The 18,455-nt window shown below is 67.1% G+C and carries 17 protein-coding genes; 10 read left to right on the top strand and 7 right to left on the bottom strand.

Going from position 1 to position 18,455, the window contains the following annotated elements:
* Nucleotides 1–74 precede the first annotated feature (74 nt).
* Complete coding sequence (gene clpX / locus AC1DFR_RS14555; RefSeq protein ID WP_243177221.1) at nucleotides 75–1,358, top strand: ATP-dependent Clp protease ATP-binding subunit ClpX; 1,284 nt, start codon at nucleotides 75–77, stop codon at nucleotides 1,356–1,358.
* 113 nt (nucleotides 1,359–1,471) lie between these two features.
* Nucleotides 1,472–2,077 (top strand): mycothiol-dependent nitroreductase Rv2466c family protein, encoded by a 606-nt coding sequence (locus AC1DFR_RS14560; protein WP_476873755.1) that lies wholly within the window; start codon nucleotides 1,472–1,474, stop codon nucleotides 2,075–2,077.
* Nucleotides 2,078–2,616: 539 nt separating this feature from the next.
* On the opposite strand, the gene AC1DFR_RS14565 is transcribed toward AC1DFR_RS14560, so the two are convergent.
* Nucleotides 2,617–2,763 (bottom strand): hypothetical protein, encoded by a 147-nt coding sequence (locus tag AC1DFR_RS14565; protein WP_155855732.1) that lies wholly within the window; start codon nucleotides 2,761–2,763, stop codon nucleotides 2,617–2,619.
* A gap of 1 nt (nucleotide 2,764) precedes the next feature.
* On the bottom strand, nucleotides 2,765–3,238 hold the full coding sequence (locus AC1DFR_RS14570) for a DUF6325 family protein (protein ID WP_243177222.1): 474 nt from the start codon (nucleotides 3,236–3,238) through the stop codon (nucleotides 2,765–2,767).
* Nucleotides 3,239–3,524: 286 nt separating this feature from the next.
* On the opposite strand from AC1DFR_RS14570, the gene AC1DFR_RS14575 reads away from it, so the two are divergent.
* Complete coding sequence (locus tag AC1DFR_RS14575) at nucleotides 3,525–3,818, top strand: putative quinol monooxygenase (protein ID WP_290370347.1); 294 nt, start codon at nucleotides 3,525–3,527, stop codon at nucleotides 3,816–3,818.
* A gap of 89 nt (nucleotides 3,819–3,907) precedes the next feature.
* Here AC1DFR_RS14575 and valS read toward each other — a convergent pair whose 3' ends face one another.
* A complete protein-coding gene (gene valS, locus AC1DFR_RS14580; RefSeq protein ID WP_476873724.1) occupies nucleotides 3,908–6,526 on the bottom strand; it encodes a valine--tRNA ligase in 2,619 nt (872 codons plus the stop codon).
* Between the two features lie 106 nt (nucleotides 6,527–6,632).
* Here valS and AC1DFR_RS14585 point away from each other — a divergent pair, with 106 nt between their 5' ends.
* The 3 genes from AC1DFR_RS14585 to AC1DFR_RS14595 all read left to right on the top strand — a co-directional run bounded on the left by AC1DFR_RS14585 (nucleotide 6,633) and on the right by AC1DFR_RS14595 (nucleotide 9,093).
* Nucleotides 6,633–7,022, top strand: coding sequence for a DUF488 domain-containing protein (locus AC1DFR_RS14585; protein WP_476873725.1), 390 nt, complete (start codon nucleotides 6,633–6,635; stop codon nucleotides 7,020–7,022).
* A 27-nt stretch (nucleotides 7,023–7,049) separates the two neighbouring features.
* Nucleotides 7,050–7,841 (top strand): SDR family oxidoreductase, encoded by a 792-nt coding sequence (locus AC1DFR_RS14590; RefSeq protein ID WP_223917446.1) that lies wholly within the window; start codon nucleotides 7,050–7,052, stop codon nucleotides 7,839–7,841.
* A gap of 172 nt (nucleotides 7,842–8,013) precedes the next feature.
* Nucleotides 8,014–9,093, top strand: a complete 1,080-nt coding sequence (locus AC1DFR_RS14595; protein WP_476873726.1) for a glycerophosphodiester phosphodiesterase — start codon at nucleotides 8,014–8,016, stop codon at nucleotides 9,091–9,093.
* Here the strand turns inward: AC1DFR_RS14595 and AC1DFR_RS14600 are convergent.
* On the bottom strand, nucleotides 9,090–10,151 hold the full coding sequence (locus tag AC1DFR_RS14600; RefSeq protein WP_476873727.1) for an endonuclease/exonuclease/phosphatase family protein: 1,062 nt from the start codon (nucleotides 10,149–10,151) through the stop codon (nucleotides 9,090–9,092). The genes AC1DFR_RS14595 and AC1DFR_RS14600 overlap by 4 nt on opposite strands.
* Before the next feature lie 444 nt (nucleotides 10,152–10,595).
* Here AC1DFR_RS14600 and ileS point away from each other — a divergent pair, with 444 nt between their 5' ends.
* The 4 genes from ileS to ndk all read left to right on the top strand — a co-directional run bounded on the left by ileS (nucleotide 10,596) and on the right by ndk (nucleotide 16,266).
* Nucleotides 10,596–13,958 carry an isoleucine--tRNA ligase gene (gene ileS / locus AC1DFR_RS14605; RefSeq protein ID WP_476873728.1) on the top strand — a complete coding sequence of 1,121 codons (3,363 nt, stop codon included), beginning with the start codon at nucleotides 10,596–10,598 and terminating at the stop codon, nucleotides 13,956–13,958.
* Nucleotides 13,959–13,961: 3 nt separating this feature from the next.
* The gene (locus tag AC1DFR_RS14610; protein WP_476873729.1) at nucleotides 13,962–15,320 is read left to right on the top strand and encodes a bifunctional folylpolyglutamate synthase/dihydrofolate synthase; all 1,359 of its coding nucleotides are present in this window, start codon (nucleotides 13,962–13,964) and stop codon (nucleotides 15,318–15,320) included.
* A 3-nt stretch (nucleotides 15,321–15,323) separates the two neighbouring features.
* Nucleotides 15,324–15,779 carry a DUF4233 domain-containing protein gene (locus AC1DFR_RS14615; protein ID WP_476856911.1) on the top strand — a complete coding sequence of 152 codons (456 nt, stop codon included), beginning with the start codon at nucleotides 15,324–15,326 and terminating at the stop codon, nucleotides 15,777–15,779.
* Nucleotides 15,780–15,852: 73 nt separating this feature from the next.
* On the top strand, nucleotides 15,853–16,266 hold the full coding sequence (gene ndk, locus AC1DFR_RS14620; protein ID WP_018773361.1) for a nucleoside-diphosphate kinase: 414 nt from the start codon (nucleotides 15,853–15,855) through the stop codon (nucleotides 16,264–16,266).
* A 142-nt stretch (nucleotides 16,267–16,408) separates the two neighbouring features.
* On the opposite strand, the gene AC1DFR_RS14625 is transcribed toward ndk, so the two are convergent.
* The 3 genes from AC1DFR_RS14625 to AC1DFR_RS14635 form a co-directional block, all read right to left on the bottom strand.
* Nucleotides 16,409–17,074, bottom strand: coding sequence for a hypothetical protein (locus tag AC1DFR_RS14625; protein ID WP_476873730.1), 666 nt, complete (start codon nucleotides 17,072–17,074; stop codon nucleotides 16,409–16,411).
* A 16-nt stretch (nucleotides 17,075–17,090) separates the two neighbouring features.
* On the bottom strand, nucleotides 17,091–17,813 hold the full coding sequence (locus tag AC1DFR_RS14630; RefSeq protein ID WP_476873731.1) for a dienelactone hydrolase family protein: 723 nt from the start codon (nucleotides 17,811–17,813) through the stop codon (nucleotides 17,091–17,093).
* A 64-nt stretch (nucleotides 17,814–17,877) separates the two neighbouring features.
* Nucleotides 17,878–18,426, bottom strand: coding sequence for a flavodoxin domain-containing protein (locus AC1DFR_RS14635; RefSeq protein WP_476873732.1), 549 nt, complete (start codon nucleotides 18,424–18,426; stop codon nucleotides 17,878–17,880).
* Between the last annotated feature and the right edge of the window lie 29 nt (nucleotides 18,427–18,455).

An 18,455-nucleotide genomic window follows, 5' to 3' on the forward strand; every position in this document is an offset into this window, starting at 1 on the left:
CCACCCAACGGGCCCAAAGTGACCTAGAGTGGAACATGTCACAGCCAGCAGCAAGCTACTAAAGGGGTTCACACATGGCTCGGATTGGCGAGAGCACAGATCTGCTGAAGTGTTCTTTCTGCGGAAAGAGCCAGAAGCAGGTCCGCAAGCTCATTGCCGGGCCCGGCGTCTACATCTGCGACGAGTGCATCGAACTCTGCAACGAGATCATCGAAGAGGAACTCGCGGAAGTAGCTGACCTGGGCAGTTTCGAGTTGCCCAAGCCCCGCGAAATCTTTGATTTCCTGCAGGAATACGTGATTGGCCAGGAACCCGCCAAGCGTTCGCTCGCCGTCGCGGTGTACAACCACTACAAGCGGATCCAGGCCGGCCACGCGCCGAAGAGCGGCAGCCTCGCCGACGGCGTGCACCACGACGACGTCGAGATCGCCAAGTCCAACATCCTGCTGATCGGACCCACCGGCTGCGGCAAGACCTATCTGGCCCAAACCCTCGCCCGCCGCCTCAACGTCCCGTTCGCCGTCGCCGACGCCACGGCCCTGACCGAAGCCGGCTACGTCGGTGAGGACGTTGAGAACATCCTCCTCAAGCTCATCCAGGCCGCCGACTACGACGTCAAGAAGGCCGAGCAGGGCATCATCTACATCGATGAGATCGACAAGATCTCACGCAAGAGCGAAAACCCGTCCATCACCCGGGACGTCTCGGGCGAGGGCGTACAGCAGGCGCTCCTGAAAATCCTCGAGGGCACGGTGGCCTCGGTCCCGCCGCAGGGCGGACGCAAGCACCCGCACCAGGAATTCATCCAGATCGACACCACCAACGTGCTCTTCATCGTGGCCGGCGCCTTCGCGGGGCTCGAGGACATTATCGGTTCGCGGTCCGGGCGCAAGGGCATCGGATTCGGCGCCCCGCTCAACGAGGTCAAGAACACCACGGATTCCTACGGCGAGGTCATGCCGGAAGACCTGCTCAAGTTCGGGCTGATCCCGGAGTTCATCGGCCGGCTGCCCGTCATCACCACCGTCTCCAACCTGGACCGCGCCGCGCTCATCCAGATCCTCTCGACGCCGAAGAATGCCCTCGTCAAGCAGTACCAGAAGATGTTCCAGCTCGACGGCGTCGAGCTCATCTTCGAGGACGAGGCCCTCAACACCATTGCCGACCAGGCGCTGGAGCGCGGCACCGGGGCCCGGGGGCTGCGCGCCATCATGGAGGAAGTCCTGCTCCCGGTCATGTTCGACCTCCCCAGCCGCGACGACGTCGCCAGCGTCGTGATCACCGAAGAGGTCGTGACCAAGAAGGCGGCGCCCACGATGATCGCCCACGACGAGGTCAAACGGCGCAAGTCCGCCTGATCCGGAATATTATCGCGGCCAAGGTCGCTGTAATTTTTAGCGCGCCGTGTGCGTGATCCGCCCCGGCGCTTTCCCCGCAGACTTCCCTAAGGAGATCACCTGTGTCTGAAACCATGACCAACAAAGCCGACTTCTGGTTCGACCCGATGTGCCCCTTCGCCTGGGTCACCTCCCGCTGGATCGGTGAAGTCGAAGAAGTCCGCGACATCAAGACCGAGTGGCATGTCATGAGCCTCGCCGTGCTCAATGAGGGCCGCGAGGAACTGCCCGAGCAGTACCGCGAGTTCATGAAGAAGGCGTGGGCTCCGGTCCGCGTCATCACCGCCGCCGCTGAACAGCACGGTGCCGAATTCATCAAGGCGCTCTATGACTCCATGGGCACCAAGATCCACAACGAAGGCATCACGGACATTGACGAGGTCATCGCCAAGTCGCTGGCCGAGGCCGGACTGCCGGCCGAGCTTGCCGCCGCGGGCCAGAGCGACGAATTCGATGCAACGCTGCGCGCCAGCCACGAGGCAGGCATCTCGCTGGTCGGACAGGACGTGGGCACACCCGTCGTCGCCTTCAACGGCACGGCCTTCTTCGGCCCGGTCCTGACGCGCATCCCGCGGGGCGAGGAAGCAGGACAGATCTGGGACGCCACGGTGACCCTGGCATCCTTCCCGTACTTCTTCGAAATCAAGCGCAGCCGTACCGAAAGCCCGGTCTTTAACTAGGCCTGAACACACAGGGCCGGGCCGCTGCCCGGCCTCCCGGGAGCCCCGGCAGAACTACTCCGATGTAGTTCTGCCGGGGCTCTTGTGCACGGCAGGCCGGGGGACAACAATAGAACTTACCCACTTCGAAAGAAGAGGGACGCAGGAACCAAAGATTCAGTGACACTCATCCGACGCAGCCTTCGGCAAAGTCAGATGATGGCTACCAGTGACGAGGTAGGAAGACCTGGAACTCTAAGGATCCCGCCAGATTGTCTAAGACGTCACGTGACAATCGAAAAGTCGAAGCCCCACCAACGGCTAACGCTGATGGGGCTTCCCCTTTGCCCGAAAACACTTTGCTTTGCCCAAAAACACCTTGCCCAAAAACAGTGCGGCCCAAAGCAGTGTGACCAAATTCGTCAGATCGCCGTCCACGGGCGCTTCCGGGGTGCAGACTGGGCATTGTGCAGGTGCGCACGACCCGGGAGGAGTCATGCGCACCTGCGGGTGCCCGGGGCCGGCTCCGCGTTGTCAGTCGCGGGGGTCAGCCGCGGGTGTTAGTCGCGGCGGTCTTCCCGGCGGTCGCCGCGGTCGTCACGGCGGTCTTCCCGCCGGTCGCCGCGACGGTTGATCCCGTGGGCGACGACAACGGCCCCGCCGACGGCGGCTGCGGTCCTGCGTCTGCGTCGTGCTGCCAGTGGCATGTCAGGCTCCTTCTATCGCTTCTTCAGGGGACTGGTCTTCGGCATCGGCCTGGAAGGCGGCGATGACGGCCTGGGTCGGGATCCGGCCGCTGGCCACGAGTTGGCCGCCGGCCTTGCGGACTGCCGTGCCGAACGGGGCCGCCCACAGGTTCTCCCAGACGAGCACCGCGGCGGAGTGGCCGGGCGCGATCGTCTCGGCCAGGTCCATGACATCCTGCTCAGAGAGCACCATGGCCAGGTCGGCCTCGGCCGTGCGCACCTCACCGAGCTCGCTCGGGTCCAGATCGGAGATCTCGGCCGTCTCGAGTGTGCCGTCCTCCATCTTCCTCAGGAACACCATGTCGAGCACCCTGACGAGGTCACGCTGGACCAGGTCCTCCAGGAACGGGGCGATCTGGCCCTTGCCGAAATCGGGTCCGGGGAATTCAACGACGATCCAGTCGACCGGCCCCAGTTCATCGAGTGTCTCAGTCATGCGTATGACCTCCGCTTCTTCTTGGGGTTCGAGGCGATCCGACGGACCGCTGCACCTTCATTCTGTGCCCCCGGTGAGGTGCGGCGCCTCACCCGTGCCGGGTGACCTCACGCCTCAGCGGTAGGACTTGCTTGTGCTGCCCCGGGTTCCGGGCCGAAGGAACAAGCCCGGCGGCCCGGCTGTTGCTTCCAATGACGGGGCAGCGGTCCCCGTGCCGTGGTCTCCGGGCAACCCGCCCGGTTGTACCCGGTTTTGTCCTGTCCCCACCTGCGAACATTGGAGCGCCATGCCCGTTACAGCCCATCTCGACTTGAACGTCAAAGCCGAAGCCCTGCCCACGGCGCCCGCGGTGCTCCGCGATATTCTCTCCGATACGCGCGCCTTTGACGGCTGCCTCGGGGTCGACGTGCTGGTCGACAGCGCGGATCCGGCGCATTTTCTCGTGGTCGAACAGTGGGTATCGATGGAACACGACGCCGCCTATCGCGCCTGGCGCGCAGGCGACGGCGCGAGCGGGCTGGCAGAACTCCTGGCCGCCCCGCCGGTGCTGACGCACTTCGAGACCTCCTTCGCGGTCTGAGCCTCCCCGCGACGCCGAAGGGGCCCGCCGGATCAGAATTGCTTCTCTGAACCGGACCGAGGGCCCCTTCGTGTTGTTTCCGCCGGAGACTACGCCTGGACGGGCGGCCCGGCAGGTGCCAGCACAACGTCGCTGACGGCCAGTTCACCCTCGCCGGCGACAAGCGCCAGTTCACGGGCGTTGGCCGCGGCCTTGAGGTCGGCGAGGCCGGCCTTGAGCTGGGTCGTGAGGGACTCCGAGGCCGTGATCGTCGCGGACAGCACCTCGGTGCGCTGGTTGACCTTGGCCTCGGACTTGGCCTTGCGAATGCCGCTGAGCGCGGTGCCCACCGTGGCCAGGAGGGTCGTGTCGCCATCGACCACGATGGCGGAGGGCCACTGGGCGCGGTGCACGGAACCGGTGCGCCACCAGCTCCAGACTTCCTCCGTGGCGAACGGCAGGAACGGCGCGAAGAGCCGCAGGAGGGTGTCCAGGCTCGTCGCGAGGGCGGCCAGCACGGATGCCTGCTGCTCCTCGCCGGCCGCACCGTAGGCACGGTCCTTGATGAGCTCCACGTAGTCGTCGGTGAAGTTCCAGAAGAAGCTCTCGGTGATCTGCAGCGCCCGGGCGTAGTCGTAGCCCTCGAATGCCTTGGTCGCCTGCTCGACGACGTCGGCGAGCTGGGCCAGGACGGCCCGGTCTAAGGGGTTGCTCAGCACGGACAGGTCGCCGGAGACGACCGAGTCCTCGGTGGCGCCCAGGTTCAGGACGAACTTGGAGGCGTTGAGCAGCTTGATGGCCAGGCGGCGGCCGATCTTCATCTGCGCGATCTCGTAGGCGGTGTCCGCGCCGAGCTTGGCCGAGGCAGCCCAGTAGCGCACGGCGTCGGAGCCGTACTCCTCCAGCACATCCGTGGGCACAATGACGTTGCCCTTGGACTTGGACATCTTCTTCCGGTCCGGGTCCAGGATCCAGCCGGAGATGGCCGCGTGCTTCCACGGTGCGGTCTTCTGCAGCGCGTCGGCGCGGACGGCGGAGGAGAACAGCCAGGTCCGGATGATGTCATGGCCCTGCGGGCGCACGTCGAAGGGGTAGACCTTGGCGAAGAGCGCCTCGTCGGTGCTCCAGCCGCCCACAATCTGGGGGGTCAGCGAGGACGTGGCCCAGGTGTCGAGGACGTCCGCGTCGCCGGTGAAGCCGCCGGGCACGTCGCGCTGGGCTTCCTCGTAGCCGGGGGCCGCATCTGCCGCGGGGTCCACGGGCAGCTGCCCGTCCGACGGGACGATCGGCGCGTCGTATTCGGGGTTGCCGTCGGCATCCAGGGGATACCAGACCGGTACCGGCACGCCGAAGAAGCGCTGGCGGGACACGAGCCAGTCGCCGTTGAGCCCCGAGATCCAGTTCTCGTAGCGGGAGCGCATGAAGGCGGGGTGGAACTCGATCTCGTTGCCGCGGCCGATCAGCCGTTCGCGCCGGTCCTCGTCGCGTCCGCCGTTGCGGATGTACCACTGGCGTGAGGTGACGACCTCGAGGGGCTTGTCGCCCTTCTCGAAGAAGTTCACCGGGTGCATGATCTTCTTGGGCTCGCCGTCAAGCAGTTCCGCGGCGGCCAGGAGCTCCACCACGGACTCCTTGGCACTGAACACCGTCTTGCCGGCGATGGCCGCGAAGTTGGCGCGGCCTTCTTCGGTGGTGATCCACTCCGGGGTCTCGCCGATGATGCGGCCGTCGCGGCCCACGATCGCGCGGGTGGGCAGCTGCAGTTCGCGCCACCAGGTGACGTCGGTGAGGTCGCCGAAGGTGCAGACCATGGCGACGCCGGAGCCCTTGTCTGCCTTGGCCAGCGGGTGGGCCTTGACCTCTACCTCGACACCGAACAGGGGAGAGGTGACCTTCTTGCCGAACAGCGGCTTGTAGCGCTCGTCGTCGGGGTTGGCCACGAGCGCGGCGCAGGCGGCCAGCAGCTCGGGGCGGGTGGTTTCGATGAAGATCTTTTCGCCGTCTTCGGTGAAGAAGGGGTAGCGGTAGTAGGCGCCAGCGACTTCGCGGTCTTCGAGCTCGGCCTGGGCCACGGCGGTGCGGAACGTGACATCCCACAGGGTGGGGGCCTCGGCCATGTACGCGTCGCCTGCGGCCAGGTTGGCCAGGAAAGCGCGCTGCGAGATGGCGCGGGACTTGTCATCGATCGTCCGGTAGGTCAGATCCCAGTCCACGGACAGGCCCAGGGTCTGGAACAGGTGCTCGAAGACCTTCTCGTCCTCGACCGCGAGCTCCTCGCACAGCTCGATGAAGTTCTTGCGGGAGATGACGTCGAAGTCGCGCTGGTTCTTGGCGGGCTCGGCCGGGGGGCGGTAGCCGGCGTCGTAGGCGATCGCGGGATCGCAGCGCACCCCGTAGTAGTTCTGCACGCGGCGCTCGGTGGGCAGGCCGTTGTCGTCCCAGCCCATGGGGTAGAAGACGTTCTTGCCGGTCATGCGCTGGTAGCGCGCCAGGACGTCGGTCTGGGTGTAGGAGAACATGTGTCCCACGTGGAGGGATCCCGATGCCGTGGGCGGGGGAGTGTCGATCGAGTAGACCTGCTCCCGGGTGGTGTCCGGGTTGAACTTGTAGGTCCCTTCGCCAAGCCAGCGCTGCGTAAGCGCCTCTTCCAGCCCCTCCAGGGCGGGCTTGTCCGGAACGTTGATGGGGGCGGTGGTGGGCGTGTCTGTACCCTGATTGTCTTCAGCCATGGGCCAATTCTTCCACTAACTCCCATCCCCTGATGTACGGGATGCGGCCGGCGGCGGGATCTCCGGGTGTGGGCGCCGCCCAAGTAACGTGAAGTAGCATGCGCAGATGGGCAATTCTCAGGGTAATTCTGCCGGAACCTTCGTGATCAAGCGCATCTACGACGACCCTTCCGACGACGACGGCTGCCGGGTCCTGGTGGACCGGCTCTGGCCCCGCGGAGTCAGCAAGGAACGGGCCCACCTGGAGCTCTGGCTCAAGGACGTGGCACCGTCTGCACCGCTGCGCAAGGAATTCGGGCACATGCAGGAACGGTTCGTGGACTTCCGGGCGGCCTACGAAGCCGAGCTCGAGGGCAACCCGGCCGTGCAGACGCTGTACGGACTCGCGGCGGAGCACGGGAAAGTGACGCTGCTGTTCGGTGCACGGGACCCGGAGACCAACCATGCCCGGGTGCTGCAGGAGTTCCTGGAGCACGGCAGCAGCAGCAGGAAATGAGCCCGGCATTGCCGTTACTGTGGTGCCATGACTGAGGGAATCGACAACAACACACAAGAATTCACTGCAGCAGGAGCCAAAGCAGCAGTAGTCACCGGCGCCAGCACCGGAATCGGCGAGGCCACGGTGCGTGCGCTCCGCAAGGAAGGCTGGACCGTGTTCGCCGTCGCCCGCCGTGCCGACCGGCTCGAAGCGCTCGCCGCCGAAACCGGCGCCGTCGCCCTTCCCGCCGATGTGACCGACGACGCCGATGTGGCCCGGCTGCTCGATGAGGTGACCCGCGCCGGCGGCATCGACACGCTGATCAACATCGCCGGTGGTGCCCGCGGCGCCGACAAGGTCGCCGGGGCCAAAACCGAGGACTGGGAATGGATGTTCCAGGTCAACGTGCTGGGCAGCATGAAGCTGATCCGCGCGTTCCTGCCCATGCTGCGTGCCTGCGGCGAGGGAACCGTGCTGAACCTGACCTCCACGGCCGGGCTCGCGGCCTATGAGGGCGGCGGCGGCTACAACGCGGCCAAGTTCGCCCAGCACGCCCTGACCGGCGCCCTGCGGCTCGAAGAGGCCGAGCACAACCTCCGCGTGATCGAGGTGGCCCCCGGGCTGGTGCAGACCGAGGAATTCGCCCTGAACCGCCTCGGCGACCAGGACGCGGCGGCCAAGGTGTACCAGGGAGTCGAGAAGCCACTGACCGCCGAGGACGTGGCCGATGTGGTCCGCTACGCCGTCGTCGCGCCGCACCACATCAACCTGGACCAGATCGTGATCCGCCCGGTGGCGCAGGCGGCCAACTACAAGCTGATCCGCAAGAACCAGTAGGGCGGGGCCAGGAGCGGGGCCAAGGGCGGGGCAAGGGGCCGGGACATCCGGCTGCGACACCTGACGTTCACCGAGGCGTGGGGCGCAGGTCAGGCTGCGCTGGTCCGGAGTTGGCCGGGGTTGGGCAAGGTGGCGCATGCAACTGCACACCACCAGAGTGGAGAACTTTCCCATGCGAACCCCGACGAAGCTCGGCGCTGCCGTACTCAGCGCAGCCCTGCTCCTCGCCGCCGCTGCCCAGGCAAACGCCGCCCAGGCAAACGCCGCCGAGGCCCACGCGGCCGACACGAACCCCAACAGCCAGGGCAACCACTTTGACCTCGAGGCCCATCGAGGCGGCATCGGCTTGACTGTCGAGTCAACCCTGGCGTCCTTCGCCAAGGGGATCGAGACCGGCGTCTCCACCCTCGAACTGGACCTCCAGATCACCAAGGACGGCCACGAGGTCATCACCCACGACCGCAAGATCAGCGGCCAGAAGTGCCTGGATACGGCTCCTGTCACGCCGAACGACCCACAGTTCCCCTACGTGGGCAGATACATCAAGGACCTGACGTTCGCGCAGGTCCGCAGCCTGGACTGCGGCACCCTCACGCTGCCCCAGTTCCCGGGCCAGGCGGCCTCGCCGGGCGCCAAGATGCCCACGCTGGCCGAGGTCTTCGCCCTGGCGGACTCGCACCGCGCCAGCCAGGTGAAGTTCAACATCGAAACCAAGGTCGAGGCAGGGGCGCCGCAGGAAACGGCCCCGCGGGAGCAGTTCGTCGACGTCGCGCTCCGCGAAATCAAGGCCGCCCACATGCAGAGCCGCGTCTCAATCGAGAGTTTCGACTGGGGCTCACTGCGCCTGGTCCAGCAGCGCGATCCCCAGATCCGCACCGTGGCCCTGACCAACAAGGACTTCCTCCAGGCAGGCCAGCCCGGCAAGTCGCCGTGGCTGGGCGGCATCGACGCCGATGACTTCGGCGGTGACCTCGTCGCCGCAGCCTCGTCCCTGGGCTTCGACGCCATCTCTCCCGTGCACGGCACGCCGCAGGACGGCGCCGTGACGGATCCGGGCTATGTTCCCTACGTCACCGCCGACATGGTCCGCCGTGCCCATGCGGCAGGCATGCAGGTCATTCCATGGACCGTTGATGACAAGCCCACCATGCGGGCGCTCATCGGTGCCGGCGTGGACGGGCTGATCACGGATTACCCGGACCGGCTCCGGGACGTGATGGCCGAGTGCGGCATGAAACTGCCGCGCAGCTAGTCCGCCGCGGGGACGGACAACGTGGCCAGGACCGCCGCGTGGTCCGTCCCGGCCACCGGCAGCACGGCATAGCCGCTGCTGCCCACCTGCGGGCTGGTCACGATGTGGTCGATCACCACGCCCGGCAGCGGGGGCCCGGCCATCGGCCAGGTCGGAACCAGCCGTGCCAGGGCGGCGGCGCCCGCGTCGACGCGGGGGCCGCCGGGCCCGGTGCCGTCAGGGGCCTGAAGGATCTGGCGGAACTCGGCGTGGTCGAGGGTGGCGTTGAAGTCGCCCAGCAGCAGCATGCTGCCGGGACGGGCGGCAAGGCGGCCCAGGGCAGCCAATTCACTCCGCCACTGCCCGGCCCGGCCCCACACCGGAGCCTTGGTGTGCACGTTGGTCACGGTGAGGGGGGCCGGCCGGCCGCCGGCGTCGAGCTCCAGCTGCACCGTTGGCATGTGGAAGGCGGAACCGTCCACGGAGTCCACCGGAATGATCGGGCGTGAGGAGTACACGGCGCCGCCGCCCGCGCCGTCCCTCGAGCGGCTGATCCGGTGCGGAAGCAGCGCGTCCAGCCCCTCCGCGTCCAGCCGTTTTTCCAGGTCCGGGGAGAGTTCCTGGACGGCAAGGAGCCCGACACCGTTTTCACGCACCAGCCGGACAACTTCCGTGGCGTCCGCCTGGCCTTTCCAGGCGTTGAGGCTCATGACCGTAAGTTCCGCCGTCGGCGCCGGGGCTGTGGACTGTGCCTGCCCCGTGCTCCGTTGCTCGCCAGGCAGCGAATCCGCCTGCCGGGGCAGAAGCCTGTCCGCCACCCGGTCCGGCGGGAACAGCCACAGCAGCTGGAGGGCCAGGAGGGCGCCGGCCGGGAGGGCCGCCCAGGGACGCCGCCCCGGCAGCGCGAGCAGGAGGGCCGCGCCCGCAGGGAGCGCGAACCAGGGCGTGAAGGCCACGAGCTGGACCACCGGGGCTGGCCAGGGCCCCGGGACCGCCCGGAAGATGGATACCACCGCAACGGGCGCGGCGCAGAGGACAGAGGACACCTGCCACCGGCGGCTGGCGCTGCGGCGCTTCACGGGTAGGCCCGGGGCGGCCGGGGGACGGTCATGGCATGAGTCTATGCAGTCGGACCGCCGGCGTCGCCCCTCACAGCGGAGTTAGTAGCTGTGAAATGCAGTCGCACTGCCCGTCACTGCAGCGGGGCAGTGAAACGCACTATTTTCTCCGGTACCATCGACGTAGCAGCTTTGACCCGGCCATCACCGGTGAGCTTCCGGAAGAACACCCTCGCGTGAGGTGGAGATTTAGTCGCCACGGTGCGTGCACGGGCCAGTAGAACCGGACGGGTAAGCCCGTCACAGCAGTAATGAGCGGCCGACGCCGGTGCAGAACCTTTCGCGAAGGGGAGCGGACCGGTGGCGGTAAGTGAGGTGGTACCGCGGTCCGTGGTGTCGGAAGACAACAGGGCCGTCCTCGCATCCTGAATGCATGTGTTCACCAGCTCAACCCAGGATGTCGAGATGACTTATTACCCCAAGGCCTCCGCCACAGGCGCCGGCTCCACCACCTCTGCGTCAAACGCGGCTTCCAACGCAGTTTCCAACACCTCCGGTGTGTCTGCCTCCGTGAAGTTCCCGGAGATCGAAGAGCGCATCCTCAAATACTGGGACCAGGACGGCACCTTCCAGGCGAGCATCGACCAGCGGGATGCTGGTCAGGACGGGTCCAACGAGTTCGTCTTCTACGACGGCCCGCCCTTCGCCAACGGCCTGCCGCACTACGGCCACCTCCTGACCGGCTACGCCAAAGACCTCGTGGGCCGCTACCAGACCCAGCGCGGCCGCCGCGTGGAGCGCCGCTTCGGCTGGGACACCCACGGCCTGCCCGCCGAGCTGGAAGCCATGAAGCAGCTGGGCATGACGGACAAGACCCAGATCGAGGCCATGGGCATCGACAAGTTCAACGACGCCTGCCGCGCCTCCGTCATGAAGTACGCCGACGAATGGAAGAGCTACGTCACCCGCCAGGCGCGCTGGGTGGACTTCGAAAACGACTACAAGACGCTCAACGTCGAGTACATGGAGTCCGTGCTCTGGGCCTTCAAGCAGCTGCACGAAAAAGGCCTGACCTACAACGGCTACCGCGTCCTGCCGTACTGCTGGAAGGACGAGACGCCGCTGTCCAACCATGAGCTGCGCATGGACGACGACGTCTACAAGAACCGCCAGGACCAGACCGTCACGGTCACGTTCCCCATCACGGCAGGGGACTCGGAGCTGTCCAGGCAGCTCGCCGGGGTACAGGCACTTGCCTGGACCACCACGCCCTGGACGCTGCCCACCAACCTGGCGCTCGCCGTCGGGCCCGACATCAGCTACGTGGTCCTGCCGGCCGGCCCGCACGGGATCAAGGCCGCCGCGGCCGACGCGCCCGTCACGGGCAGCTTCCTGCTCGCCGCGGACCTCTTGGCCGCCTACGCCAAGGACCTCGGCTACGGCGACGGGGCCGAGGGTGCCGCCGCCGCGGAAGCCGCGATCACCTCCCGCCACACCGGCGCCGAGCTTGAAGGCTTGAGCTATGAGCCGCTCTGGGACTACTTCCACGACGCCGAAAAGTACGGCACCGAGAACGCCTGGCGCTTCCTCGTGGCCGACTATGTCACCACCACCGACGGCACCGGCATCGTCCACCAGGCCCCCGCTTACGGCGAAGACGACCAGAAGATCTGCGAAGAGGCCGGCATCCCCGTTGTCCTCTCGGTCGACGAAGGCGCAAAGTTCCTGCCGCTCTTCGGCCACGGCGACCTCGCCGAAATCGCCGGGCTGCAGGTATTCGAGGCCAACAAGCCCATCACCCAGGTGCTCCGCGCCCAGGGCCGCCTGGTCCGCCAGGCCAGCTACGAGCACAGCTACCCGCACTGCTGGCGCTGCCGCAACCCGCTGATCTACCGCGCCGTGTCCTCCTGGTACGTCGAGGTCACCAAGTTCAAGGACCGCATGTCCGAGCTCAACCAGGACATCAACTGGATCCCGGGCAACGTCAAGGACGGCCAGTTCGGCAAGTGGCTCGCCAACGCCCGCGACTGGTCCATCAGCCGCAACCGCTACTGGGGCAGCCCCATCCCCGTCTGGCAGTCCACCGACCCGGACTACCCGCGCACCGACGTCTACGGCTCCCTGGCCGAGATCGAGGCCGACTTCGGCCGCCTGCCGCTGAACAAGGCCGGCCAGGTGGACCTGCACCGGCCGTTCATCGACGAGCTCACCCGCCCGAACCCGGATGACCCCCGCACTCCGGAAGATGGCCAGTCCGTGATGCGCCGCGTCGAGGACGTCCTGGACGTCTGGTTCGACTCCGGTTCCATGCCCTACGGCCAGGTCCACTACCCGTTCCAGAACGAGGAATGGTTCGACACGCACAACCCGGCGGACTTCATCGTCGAGTACATCGGCCAGACCCGCGGCTGGTTCTACATGCTGCACATCCTTTCCACCGCGCTGTTCGACCGTCCGGCCTTCCGCAACGTCATCAGCCACGGCATCGTGCTGGGTTCGGACGGGCAGAAGATGTCCAAGAGCCTGCGCAACTACCCGGACGTCTCCGAGGTCCTGGACCGCGACGGCTCCGACGCCATGCGCTGGTTCCTGATGTCCAGCCCGATCCTGCGCGGCGGCAACCTCGTGGTCACCGAGCAGGGCATCCGCGACGGCGTCCGCCAGGTCATCCTGCCGCTGTGGAACGTTTACAGTTTCTTCACGCTGTACACGAACGCGGCAGATGGCGGGCGCGGGTACGACGCGGAGCTCCGCTACGACGGCTACGCCGACACCCTGGACCAGTACCTCATGGCCAACACCGGGGACCTGGTCCGGAACATGACCGCCCAGCTGGACAGCTACGACATCTCCGGCGCCTGCGACGAGCTGCGCAGCTACCTGGACATGCTCACCAACTGGTACGTCCGCCGCAGCCGCCAGCGCTTCTTCGACGAGAGTGTGGACGCCTTCGACGCGCTCTACACCGCGCTGGAGACCGTCACCCGCGTGGCCGCCTCTCTGCTGCCGCTGATCTCCGAGGAGATCTGGCGCGGCCTCACCGGCGGGCGTTCCGTGCACCTGGCCGACTGGCCGGATGCCGGACTGTTCCCGGCCAACCCGGGCCTGGTCGAGGCGATGGACCGGGTGCAGCAGATCTGCTCCACCGGCTCCTCGCTGCGCAAGGCCGCGAACCTGCGCGTGCGCCTGCCGCTGCAGGAACTCACGGTCGTGGCACCGGGCGTGGACGCGCTGGGCGGCTTCGCCGCCGTCGTCGCCGATGAACTGAACCTGCGCTCGGTCCGCCTGCTGGACGCCGAGAGCGCCTCCCCGGAGGAGTTCGGCATCGAGCAGAAGCTCGTGGTCAATGCCCGGGCCGCCGGCCCGCGCCTGGGCAAGAACGTCCAGCAGGCCATCAAGGGCTCCAAGTCCGGCGACTGGTCGGTCAGCGACGCCGGGGTGGTCACCGCCGGCGGCCTCGACCTCGAACCGCAGGAGTACACCCTGGAAACCGTCGTGGCCGAGGCCGCGGAAGGCGAAGGCTCACGCGCGGCCGCCGTGCTTCCCGGCGGCGGCTTCGTGGTCCTCAACACCGAGGTCACCCCGGAGCTGGAGGCCGAGGGCCTGGCCCGTGACATGGTCCGCGCCATCCAGCAGGCCCGCAAGGACGCCGGACTCAATGTCAGCGACCGGATCAGCACGTCCGTCACGGCGAAGCAGGACGTCGTCGAGGCGCTGCTGGCCAACGCGGAGCTGGTCAAGACCGAAACCCTGACCGTCGAGCTGGAAACCCTGGCGGCCGACATCAAGGACCCACAGGTCAGCGTTGCCAAGAAAGTTGGAGCCTAAACCATGACCGATGAATTCTCCGTTGAAAGCGTCTACGCCGAGCTGCTGGGCCGGGCGCCGGAAAACAAAATGGAGCCACGGCTCGCCCCGCTGCACCGGGCCATGGAAATCCTGGGGGAGCCGAACAAGGCGTTCCCGATCATCCACGTCACCGGCACCAACGGCAAGACCTCCACGGCCCGGATGATCGAGGCCGGGCTGCGCGCCCACGGCCTGAGCACCGGCCGCTACACGAGCCCGCACCTGTCCAAGGTCACCGAGCGGATCAGCATCGACGGCGCCCCGGTGCCGGATGAGACGTTCGTCCGGATCTGGGACGAGATCCGTCCCTACCTGCAGATTGTGGACGGCGAACTCGAGGCGGCGGGCCAGCCCCGGCTGACCTACTTCGAGTGCCTGACGCTCCTGGGCTTCGCGGTCTTCGCTGACCAGCCGGTCAACGTCGCCGTGATCGAAGTGGGCCTGGGCGGCATCACCGACGCCACGAACGTCGGCGATGGCCAGGTGGCCGTCGTCACCCCGATCTCGCTGGACCACACCGATCTGCTGGGCGACACCACCGGGGACATCGCCTACGAGAAGGCCGGCATCATCAAGCCCGGCAGCTTCCTCATCAGCGCGGCGCAGCCGGTCGACGCGGCCCAGGTCCTGCTGGAAAAGGCCAAAGAGGTCAACGTGCCGTTCCGCTTCGAGGGCGTGGAGTTCGGCGTCGAATCCCGCACCGTCGCGGTCGGCGGCCAGATGGTCACCATCCAGGGCATCGCCGGACGCTACGAGGACCTGCTGGTGCCGCTGCACGGCGCGCACCAGGCCGAGAACGCCGCCGTCGCCATTGCTGCGCTGGAAGCGTTCTTTGGCGGGGAAAAGGCGATCGACGCCGAGATCCTGCAGGAGGCCTTCGCCTCCGTCACCTCCCCTGGACGGCTTGAGGTGGTCCGCACCGCGCCGACCATCATCGTGGACGCGGCCCACAACCCGGAGGGCATCCGGGTCTCCGCCGAGGCCATCCACGAGGCCTTCAACTTCACCAAGCTGGTGGTGGTGGTCGGCGTGCTGCGGGAGAAGGATGCCGAGGAGATCCTGCGCCAGCTCAAGGAATCCCTGGGCGGCCTCGCCACCGAATACTGCTTCACCCAGTCCAACTCGCCCCGGGCCGTCCCGGCCGAGGACCTGGCCGAAATCGCGGTTGACCTGGGCTTCGGCGAGGAGAACATCCACGTCGCCGGGAAGCTCGATGATGCCCTCGAATGGGCCGTGGAACGGGCCGAAGCCGACGACGAGCCCGCCGGCGGGGTCCTCGTGACCGGCTCCATCACGCTCGTCGCGGATGCCCGGATCCTGCTCGGAAAGGCGGACGCGTAAGCGATGGCGAAACTCACCAAAGCCCAGCGCGAATGGCGCCCGGGCATGCCCAAAAAACGACGGTCGACGAAGGTCATGTTCGCCTCCACGGTCCTGCTGCTGGAAGCGTTCGTGGTGCTCTTCGGCACACTGGCCGTCTTTGGACTGCACCGGAACGAATACCCTGCGGCCCTGGTCTTCTCGGTCGGGATCGGCCTGTGCCTGGTCTTCGTCTTCACCTGCGCTGTCCTCTCGAAGCCGTGGGGAGTGGCCCTGGGCTGGGTCCTGCAGCTCGTGCTGATCCTGGGCGGCATCGTGGAACCGGCGATGTACCTCGTCGGCGCGCTCTTCGCCGTGGCGTGGTGGTACGGGATCCGGACCGGCATCCGGATTGACCGGGAAGCTGCCCAGCGGGAGCGCGAGCAAGCTGACTGGGATGCGGCCCACCCCCAGGGCCCCGCGCCGGGAAAGAGCGCCTGAACCTCCATCCCGGGCACCTGGCCCGAACCCCGTAGACTTGACCCAAATCCCACCCCAACACATTGGAGCAGCTGTGAGCATTGAGCGCACCCTCGTCCTGATCAAGCCCGACGGCGTCGCCCGCAACCTGTCCGGCGCCATCCTGAGCCGGATCGAAGCCAAGGGCTACACCCTGGCCGAGCTCAAGAAAGTCGACGCAAGCCGCGAACTGCTGGAGCAGCACTACGAGGAGCACGTCGGCAAGCCGTTCTACGAGCCGCTGGTTGAGTTCATGCTCAGCGGCCCCGTGGTCGCCGCGATCTTCGAGGGCCACCGCGTGATCGAGGGCTTCCGCACCCTCGCCGGCACCACGGACCCGACGACGGCGGCGCCCGGTACCATCCGCGGCGACTTCGGCCGCGACTGGGGCCTGAAGGTCCAGCAGAACCTGGTCCACGGCTCGGATTCGGCGGAATCCGCCGAGCGCGAGATCAAGATCTGGTTCTAGCCCGAATTTCGGGACGCCCTCCGCCAGCGAGGGGACGGTTAAGGCCAATGTTCGTACCGGACATTGGCCTTAACCGTCCCCTCGCCGTTTGGGACCTCGCGGCGGGTGGGGCTTCGCTGCGTGCTCCGGGTCCGGAGACCTCTCATCGGCTGGCGCGGCGCACTAGATTCGAGAACTGACGGGTCTGCATGACCCAATGCGCGGGCTCCAGCATGGTGATGCTCAGGATGGGTTGCAGCCATTGTGGCTGTAGCGACCAGTAGCCGCTGACTACCAGCCGGGTGCGCTCACCCGCGGCCTCCCGCAGGTGGAATCCCCAGAGCGAGTCGGTGCAATAGCGCGGCCGGGTTCGTGCCGGGTCGAAGGGACGCCCCCGGAGATCGACCGACATACGCAGGCCCAGGAACCTCTCGGGTTCAAGCGCCGCGACCGCCCACCACTCGCTGCCGTCGGGCTTCGCCGCCAGACGGTCACCGATGGCGATGTCCTGCCACTCCGGATGGATGCGCCCTGCGCTGCGGCGCCCGAAATTATCGAGACGGTCCCAGCTGTACCAGCCGGCGCGATCCGTTCCCATCTGCACCAGCCAGGGCCACACGCGGGAAGGGGGCGCATCGATGGTCACCGCCATGGTCGCGCTTCGGGTGCTGCCCGGAATCAACCCGGCGCCCGGGTAAGGTCCCCGCGCTTCGTCAACGGTCGCACCCCAGTGAAGCAGGCGTGGCCGCGCAACGGCCAGGTAGCCGGTGGTGAAAACGGCCACGGCACCCGCTGCCAGCAGGGATCCCCTCGGTGCAGGGTGCATCATCGCGCTTCCCCCTCAATCATCGCGCTTCCCCTTCATTGGTCAGGTGTTCCCGGAAGAAGCCGAGGATGCGCAGGCGCGCGTCCTCGGCGGAGGGTTCGTGGTAACCGGCAGCGACCAGCTTCGCGAGCACCTTGTCCCCGAACGTGAGCTCCGACGGGCCATGCCTGTTGAGGAAGCCGTGACCGGCGTCGGGATAGACCTTGATGTCATGGTCTATCCCGGCGTCGGCGAGCAGCGGCTCCAGACGCGCCGGGACTTTGCGCACTCCGGGCCAGCGGTCCCTGGCGCCGTAGCTGCCAACGATGGGGCAGGCCCGGGGCATTGCGCGGGCAGTCCCGTCATCGAGTCCGCCGTAGTTGACGCTTGCCGCGGCGAAGTCATGGTCCGGGGCCAGCATGAGGGCGAACCCGCCGCCCATACAGAAGCCGATCACGCCGATCCGGCCGGTGCAGCCGTCCCGTCCGGCCAGCCACGCGCGGGTGAGGTCCAGGTCGCCGAGGGGCCGCCAGCCGCGGATGAGGGACCATAAGCAGGCCGCCCTGCTGCCCCAATAAAACAGGTCAGGTGCCACGGCGAGGAACCCCTCGCCGGCCAGCCAGTCGGCCTGGCCCCTGGTGTCACGGCTCAGGCCGAGTGCGTCATGGATGACGACGACGCCGGGCCACGGACCGGCACCGGCCGGCGTCGCCGCGTAGGCAGGCATGTCCCCTCGTTCGGCGTGAATGCTCACAACGGTCATGGGTCCTCCCGTGCACGCACCACCGCGCCGGGCGCCGCGGCCGGGATGCGCAGTCTCGATGGCATTAGCCTGTGATGCTGCCTGAAGACGTGGACGAAGCAGGTTTAGCGAGTTGGGCCGTAATCTGATCCGTCCATTCGTCGACTGCCGCCCAGTCCCGCAAATCCCCAAAACGGCCGCCGGTGAGCCGGAACAACACCCGGAGCGGTGCCCGCATCTGGCCGGCCTGGTAGACGCCGGAGAAGAGTTTGTGGCCTCGAAGCGGAACTTCTTTGATCAGGACTTCGGCCAGACGTTCCTGTTGCATTGCCGCGCCGCGCCGGCGAATCGGCTTTGGCAGCGCATCCGCCATCCCTACACTGAAGGCCCAGACGGGCCGACTGGCCAGCTCGCGGGCATGGTGTTTGAAGAACAGCAAAGCCGGGGGCAGCCAGGCCTGGTTGTGGACGGCGCTGCCGACCACGACGGCCTCATAGCGGGAGAGGGCCCCGACGTCCTCCACGGACCGGCACTCCACCTCGCCCAGTGCACCCGCCATGCGGGATGCCATATGTTGTGCCATCTCCCGGGTGGACCCCAAGGCGCTTGCATACGCAATAAGAACAGTCATCATGAAGCCTCCGGTCTTCCTTCCTCCAGCCT

It is taken from the genome of Arthrobacter sp. 05T410 (assembly GCF_056396505.1).

What these genes read in the sequence shown, in the direction of transcription:
- clpX (WP_243177221.1), top strand. Translation starts at nt 75, where the DNA reads ATGGCTCGGATTGGCGAGAGCACAGATCTGCTGAAGTGTTCTTTCTGC.
- AC1DFR_RS14560 (WP_476873755.1), top strand. Translation starts at nt 1,472, where the DNA reads ATGACCAACAAAGCCGACTTCTGGTTCGACCCGATGTGCCCCTTCGCC.
- AC1DFR_RS14565 (WP_155855732.1), bottom strand. Translation starts at nt 2,763, where the DNA reads ATGCCACTGGCAGCACGACGCAGACGCAGGACCGCAGCCGCCGTCGGC.
- AC1DFR_RS14570 (WP_243177222.1), bottom strand. Translation starts at nt 3,238, where the DNA reads ATGACTGAGACACTCGATGAACTGGGGCCGGTCGACTGGATCGTCGTT.
- AC1DFR_RS14575 (WP_290370347.1), top strand. Translation starts at nt 3,525, where the DNA reads ATGCCCGTTACAGCCCATCTCGACTTGAACGTCAAAGCCGAAGCCCTG.
- valS (WP_476873724.1), bottom strand. Translation starts at nt 6,526, where the DNA reads ATGGCTGAAGACAATCAGGGTACAGACACGCCCACCACCGCCCCCATC.
- AC1DFR_RS14585 (WP_476873725.1), top strand. Translation starts at nt 6,633, where the DNA reads ATGGGCAATTCTCAGGGTAATTCTGCCGGAACCTTCGTGATCAAGCGC.
- AC1DFR_RS14590 (WP_223917446.1), top strand. Translation starts at nt 7,050, where the DNA reads ATGACTGAGGGAATCGACAACAACACACAAGAATTCACTGCAGCAGGA.
- AC1DFR_RS14595 (WP_476873726.1), top strand. Translation starts at nt 8,014, where the DNA reads ATGCGAACCCCGACGAAGCTCGGCGCTGCCGTACTCAGCGCAGCCCTG.
- ileS (WP_476873728.1), top strand. Translation starts at nt 10,596, where the DNA reads ATGACTTATTACCCCAAGGCCTCCGCCACAGGCGCCGGCTCCACCACC.
- AC1DFR_RS14610 (WP_476873729.1), top strand. Translation starts at nt 13,962, where the DNA reads ATGACCGATGAATTCTCCGTTGAAAGCGTCTACGCCGAGCTGCTGGGC.
- AC1DFR_RS14615 (WP_476856911.1), top strand. Translation starts at nt 15,324, where the DNA reads ATGGCGAAACTCACCAAAGCCCAGCGCGAATGGCGCCCGGGCATGCCC.
- AC1DFR_RS14625 (WP_476873730.1), bottom strand. Translation starts at nt 17,074, where the DNA reads ATGATGCACCCTGCACCGAGGGGATCCCTGCTGGCAGCGGGTGCCGTG.
- AC1DFR_RS14630 (WP_476873731.1), bottom strand. Translation starts at nt 17,813, where the DNA reads ATGACCGTTGTGAGCATTCACGCCGAACGAGGGGACATGCCTGCCTAC.
- AC1DFR_RS14635 (WP_476873732.1), bottom strand. Translation starts at nt 18,426, where the DNA reads ATGATGACTGTTCTTATTGCGTATGCAAGCGCCTTGGGGTCCACCCGG.